The 5,669-nt window shown below is 73.5% G+C and carries 6 protein-coding genes; 3 read left to right on the forward strand and 3 right to left on the reverse strand.

Annotated elements, in window-relative coordinates; translation table 11 throughout:
• The 3 genes from AOK09_RS20905 to AOK09_RS20915 form a co-directional block, all read left to right on the forward strand.
• Positions 1 to 1,535, forward strand: a 1,535-nt coding sequence (locus AOK09_RS20905) for an ABC-F family ATP-binding cassette domain-containing protein (RefSeq protein WP_055588747.1), incomplete at its 5' end; no start/stop codon positions are given.
• Positions 1,536 to 1,856: 321 nt separating this feature from the next.
• On the forward strand, positions 1,857 to 2,090 hold the full coding sequence (locus tag AOK09_RS20910; RefSeq protein WP_055588751.1) for a helix-turn-helix domain-containing protein: 234 nt from the start codon (positions 1,857 to 1,859) through the stop codon (positions 2,088 to 2,090).
• Positions 2,091 to 2,277: 187 nt separating this feature from the next.
• On the forward strand, positions 2,278 to 3,120 hold the full coding sequence (locus AOK09_RS20915; protein WP_055588748.1) for an enoyl-CoA hydratase/isomerase family protein: 843 nt from the start codon (positions 2,278 to 2,280) through the stop codon (positions 3,118 to 3,120).
• Between the two features lie 58 nt (positions 3,121 to 3,178).
• On the opposite strand, the gene AOK09_RS20920 is transcribed toward AOK09_RS20915, so the two are convergent.
• The 3 genes from AOK09_RS20920 to AOK09_RS20930 all read right to left on the reverse strand — a co-directional run.
• The gene (locus tag AOK09_RS20920; RefSeq protein ID WP_055588749.1) at positions 3,179 to 3,940 is read right to left on the reverse strand and encodes an SDR family oxidoreductase; all 762 of its coding nucleotides are present in this window, start codon (positions 3,938 to 3,940) and stop codon (positions 3,179 to 3,181) included.
• Positions 3,941 to 4,305: 365 nt separating this feature from the next.
• On the reverse strand, positions 4,306 to 5,178 hold the full coding sequence (locus AOK09_RS20925) for an SURF1 family cytochrome oxidase biogenesis protein (RefSeq protein WP_055588750.1): 873 nt from the start codon (positions 5,176 to 5,178) through the stop codon (positions 4,306 to 4,308).
• A 47-nt stretch (positions 5,179 to 5,225) separates the two neighbouring features.
• Positions 5,226 to 5,669, reverse strand: a 444-nt coding sequence (locus tag AOK09_RS20930) for a BRCT domain-containing protein (protein WP_322973199.1), incomplete at its 5' end; no start/stop codon positions are given.

Consider the following 5,669-nt stretch of genomic DNA (forward strand, 5'->3'; position numbering starts at 1 on the left):
TCCGGGTCGGCCCCGGCGACCGGATCGGCCTGGTCGGCCGCAACGGCGCGGGCAAGACCACCCTCACCAAGGTGCTCGCCGGCGACGGCATCCCCGCGGCGGGCACGGTCACCCGCTCCGGCCAGGTCGGCTATCTGCCGCAGGACCCCAGGACCGGCGACCTGGACGTGCTCGCCCGCGACCGGGTGCTCTCCGCCCGCGGTCTGGACGCGGTGCTGCGCAACATGCGCATCGCCGAAGAGAAGATCGCCAACGGCAAGGGCGCCACCCGCGACAACGCCATGAAGAAGTACTCGCGGCTGGAGACCGAGTTCCTCACCAAGGGCGGCTACGCCGCCGAGGCGGAGGCCGCCACCATCGCGGCCAGCCTCGGCCTTCCGGACCGGGTGCTGGGCCAGCCGCTGCACACCCTCTCCGGTGGTCAGCGCCGCCGGGTGGAGCTGGCCCGGATTCTCTTCTCCGACTCCGACGTGCTGCTGCTGGACGAGCCCACCAACCACCTCGACGCCGACTCGATCATGTGGCTGCGGGACTTCCTGAAGACCTACCGCGGCGGTTTCATCGTGATCTCCCACGACATCAATCTGGTGGAGACCGTGGTCAACAAGGTCTTCTACCTGGACGCCAACCGGTCCTGCATCGACGTCTACAACATGGGCTGGAAGCAGTACCAGCAGCAGCGCGAGGCGGACGAGAAGCGGCGCAAGCGCGAGCGCGCCAACGCCGAGAAGAAGGCCGCCGCTCTCAACTCGCAGGCCGACAAGATGCGTGCCAAGGCCACCAAGACCGTCGCCGCCCAGAACATGGCCCGGCGCGCGGAGAAGCTGCTCTCCGGGCTGGAGCAGGTGCGGCAGAGCGACCGGGTCGCCCGGCTGCGCTTCCCCGAGCCCGCGCCCTGCGGCAAGACCCCGCTGACCGCGGAGGACCTCTCCAAGTCCTACGGCTCGCTGGAGATCTTCACCGGCGTGGACCTGGCCATCGACCGCGGCTCCCGGGTCGTCGTCCTCGGCCTCAACGGCGCCGGCAAGACCACCCTGCTGCGGATGCTCGCCGGTGTGGAGCAGCCCGACACCGGGGAGGTGCGGCCCGGCCACGGCCTCAAGCTGGGCTACTACGCCCAGGAGCACGAGACCCTGGACCCGGACCGCACCGTGCTGGAGAACATGCGCTCGGCCGCTCCGGACATGGACCTGGTGGAGATCCGCAAGATCCTCGGCTCCTTCCTCTTCTCCGGCGACGACGTGGACAAGCCCGCCGGGGTGCTCTCCGGCGGGGAGAAGACCCGGCTGGCCCTGGCGACCCTGGTGGTCTCCAGCGCCAATGTGCTGCTGCTGGACGAGCCGACCAACAACCTCGACCCGGCCAGCCGGGAGGAGATCCTGGGCGCGCTGCACTCCTTCAGCGGCGCCGTGGTGCTGGTCACCCACGACGAGGGTGCGGTGGACGCGCTCCAGCCGGAGCGGATCATCCTGCTCCCGGACGGGGTCGAGGACCTGTGGAGCGCGGCCTACGCGGACCTGGTCTCGCTGGCCTGAGCCGTCCGGGCTGGACGCGGATCCTTCATCCGGCGCAGAAGAGTTCATATCCGCGGGCGTCGTCGCTGCCTTTCGCAGCAGGCGGCGCCCGCGTCATTATTTACCTTCCGTTTTACTTGTAAAACCGGTTTGATCAGGTATTTCTTGGGGGCCGCCGGCGCACCCCGGGGGCGTACGGGTGAACGCCGAGCGCCCTTGCAGCGCGCGGACACTACGGGTGTCGAGCGATTTTGGCGTATCGACCTTGTGGAATGGGTGGCCAGGAGGCTCCCCATGGGTGATCATGGGAATCCGACCGAGCACTGCTACGAGGAGGCACGGGTGGCCGAGACTCTGAAAAAGGGCAGCCGGGTGACCGGTGCCGCACGTGAGAAGCTCGCGGCCGAGCTGAAGAAGAAGTACGACTCCGGGGCGAGCATTCGTGCGCTCGCCGAGGAGACCGGCCGCTCCTACGGCTTCGTGCACCGCATGCTCAGTGAGTCCGGGGTGACCCTTCGGGGCCGGGGCGGTGCCACGCGCGGCAAGGCCAAGACTGCGGCGGTCGCCGGTTCCTGAGAGGGGGCCGCCGCCGTACCGGCGGGCCGCACCCGGACAGATCCGGGCCTGCCGCGCCGGAACCGTACCGATCCACAACCGCACCCAGCACGGACGCATCGGCGGCGGGGCCAGCCCCGGCCGCCGATCGTCGCGTCCACATGGTTACTCTTCGGTAGCATCCCCGTCCGGGGGACCGTCCCAGACCATGGAGGCTGCCGTGACCACTCCTGCCGACCGACCCGCCGCCGCGTCCACCACGGGCAGCGCGCCCGAGGAGTGGGAGCAGGCGGGCGTCCGTGTCGAGGTGGACGGCGCCCTCGCCACCGTGACGCTCTGCCACCCCAAGCGGCGCAACGCCCAGACCCCGGCCATGTGGCGGGCCCTGGCCGCGGTCGGCAGCTCGCTGCCGGGCTCCGTGCGGGTGGCGCTGCTCCGCGCCGAGGGCGTCTCCTTCTCGGCCGGCCTGGACCGGGCGATGTTCACCCCGGAGGGCATCCCCGGCGAGGTCGGCTTCGGCACCCTGGCCGCGGCCTCCGACGCGGAGGCCGACGCGGCGATCGCCTCCTTCCAGGAGGGCTTCACCTGGTGGCGGCGGCCCGACCTGATCACGGTCGCGGCGGTGCAGGGCCATGCGGTGGGTGCCGGCTTCCAGCTCGCACTCGCCTGCGACCTGCGGGTGGTGGCCGACGACGTGCAGTTCGCCATGAAGGAGACATCCCTCGGGCTGGTCCCGGACCTCACCGGCACCAAGCCCCTCACCGCACTGGTCGGCTACGCCCGCGCCCTGGAGATCTGCGTCACCGGCCGCTGGGTGTACGCCGAGGAGGCCGTCGCCAGCGGCCTGGCCAACCTGGCCGTACCGGCCGCTGAGCTGGACGCCGCCGCCAGGGACCTGGCTGCGGCGCTGCTCGCCGCCCCCCGTGACGCCGTCGTCGAGACCAAGGCACTGCTGCTGGGCGCGGCCGGCCGCGGCTACGACGAGCAGCGGGCGGCCGAGCGCGCCGCCCAGCTCCGCCGGATGCGGGACCTCGCCGGCCTCGGGGACTGACCCGGCCGTCGGGGCCGCGGTACGGCGCCCGCCGGCCGCGGCCCCGACCCGGCAGGGCTCACAGCCCCCGCATCGCTCCGCCGTCCACGGGCACCATCACCCCGGTCAGATACGAGGCCGCCGACGACATCAGGAACGCGGCCACCTTGCCGAACTCCTCGGGGGTGCCGTAGCGCCGCAGCGGGATGGCCGCGCTGTTGCGCTCCCGGGCCGCCGCCGCGTCACCGCTGAGCTCGTCCAGCTCCCGTACCCGGTCGGTGTCGATCCGGGTCGGCAGCAGCCCGACCACGCGGATGCCCCGCGGGCCCAGTTCGTCGGCCAGCGTCTTGGCGGCCATCGCCAGGCCCGGCCGCAGCCCGTTGGAGATGCCGAGGCCGCTGAACGGCTCCCGTACGGACGCCGACAGCACAAAGCCGATCACCCCGCCCTCGGTCAGCTCGGACGCCGCCGACCGGGCCAGGCGCAGCGCGCCCAGGAAGACCGACTCGAAGGCGTCCCGCCAGTCGTCGTCCGCCATCGCGGTGATCGCGCCCGCGGGGGGACCGCCGACGCTGATCAGCACACCGTCCAACCGGTCGAAGCGTGCCCGGGCGGCGGCGATCAGCCGTTCCGGGGTGCCGCCGTCGGCGTTGTCGGCCGCCACTCCCAGAGCCCTGGGAGGACCGCCCAGCTCGGCGACGGCCTTGTCGACCGACTCCTGCTCGCGCCCGGTCACCACGACGCGGGCACCCTCCTCCACCAGCTGGTGGGCGGCGGCCAGTCCCAGCCCTCGGGTGGAGCCGGTGACGATGAAGACTCTGTCCCGCAGTCCAAGATCCATGGCTCCATGATGCCTTTCGGCCTGCGGATCGGGTGGTTTGGGGCGGCGGCAAGTTTCGTGCCGGGCGGTGTCGTCGCATCGCGGGGCGCCGGGGCGCCGGCCGGCGGGGAGGGGGCGGACGCGGTCCGGGAGACGGAGGGGCCCGAGCCGCGGCGCACGGACGCGGAGGGGCCGCGCGGGAGGTCAGGTGCCCGCGCGGCCCCTCTTCACCCTTCCCCTCCCGGGGCGCGGCTATCCCCGCACGGGACTCCCGGTCCGCCACGGGCGCCACCGGACACCGGCCGGCGGGCGGGTGCCGACCGGCCCGGTGCCGTCCGACGGGGGATCCGCTGACCGGGCGTCACTCTGCGCCGTTCGGGCGAGGGCTACTCGGGGGCGGACGCCGCGGCGACGGGCTCGGGCGCCGTCGCCTCGCCGGCAGGGCCGTCCCCGTCGCCGTTGCCGTCCCCGTTGCCGTCCCCGCCGGCAGCGGTGGCGGCCGCCGCCTGCTCGCGCAGGTCCCTGGCCTCCCGCCGGGCCAGCACCACCCAGCCCACCGGGACCATCGCGGTGAAGAGCCACCACTGCACCGCATACGCCATGTGCGGGCCGATGTCCGAGTGGTCGGGGGCGGGCAGCTGCTGGGCGTGGACGCGGGGCTCGGGGGAGGTGCTGACCAGCTCGATGTAGCCGCCGAGGACGGGGTGCCCCAGCCGCCGGGCCTGCTGCCCGCTGTTGATCAGCATGTACTGCCGGTCGGGGAGTCCGCCCCGGTCGCGGATGCCGCTGCTGTGGCTGGTCTCGTCCGCCCGCAGCCTGCCGGTCACGGTGACCTGGCCGGTCGGCGGGGCGGGCACCTTGGGGTAGACGGTGGCGTCGTCGCCGGAGTCCACCCAGCCGCGGTTGACCAGGACGGTGTCGCCGTCCGCGGTGACCAGCGGGGTGATCACGAAGTAGCCGATGGTGCCGCCGTCGTCGGCGGTGCGCTGCCGCACCACGAACTCGTCCGCCGGGTCGTAGTGTCCGACGGCGCTGACCGTCCGCCAGGTGAGATCCCCGGGGACGTCGAAGCCGGGCCGCGTCAGCGACCCGATCGGCACCGCCCTGGAGCCCAGGTTCTCGCCGATCAGGGTGTTGCGGGCCACCCGTGCCTCATGCCGGTGCAGCTGCCAGAAGCCCAACCGGATCATGGTCGGTACGAGCAGCAGCGCGAGCAGCGTCGTCACCAGCCAGCGCCGGGAGAGCAGAAATCGGTACACACCGGCACGGTACCCCTGCCTCCGCGGCCGGCTCCGGCCGGGGGTCGTCAGGACGGGGCGGGACCCTGCCCGGGGACGGCGGCGCCGCCCTGCCCCGGGACGGCGGGGGACGGGCTGACGTCCCGCAGCAGCTGGAGGAAGGCCTGCTCGTCCAGGACCGGGGTGCCGACCTCACGGGCCCGGCGGGCCTTGCCGCTCCAGCCGCCCGGCTCATTGGTCACCAGCAGGCTGGTGAGCCGGCTCACCGCCGAGGCGACATGCAGCCCGGCCTCCACGGCGCGGTCCTCCAGCAGCTCACGGTCGGTGGCGGTGTCGCCGGTGAAGGCCACCCGCATGCCCTGGACCAGCGGGCCGCCCTCCTGCCAGCGCCCGGGATTGGGGTACGGGCAGGGCGGGCGCCGGCGGGAGGGCCGGTACGAGCCCCAGGAGGAGCCGCCCTGGCGGGCCCCCGGCACGGCGGGCCGCGGGCCGGGGGAGTCCACCGGCGGCAC

It is taken from the genome of Peterkaempfera griseoplana (assembly GCF_001418575.1).
GTDB classification, from domain to species: Bacteria; Actinomycetota; Actinomycetes; order Streptomycetales; family Streptomycetaceae; genus Peterkaempfera; species Peterkaempfera griseoplana.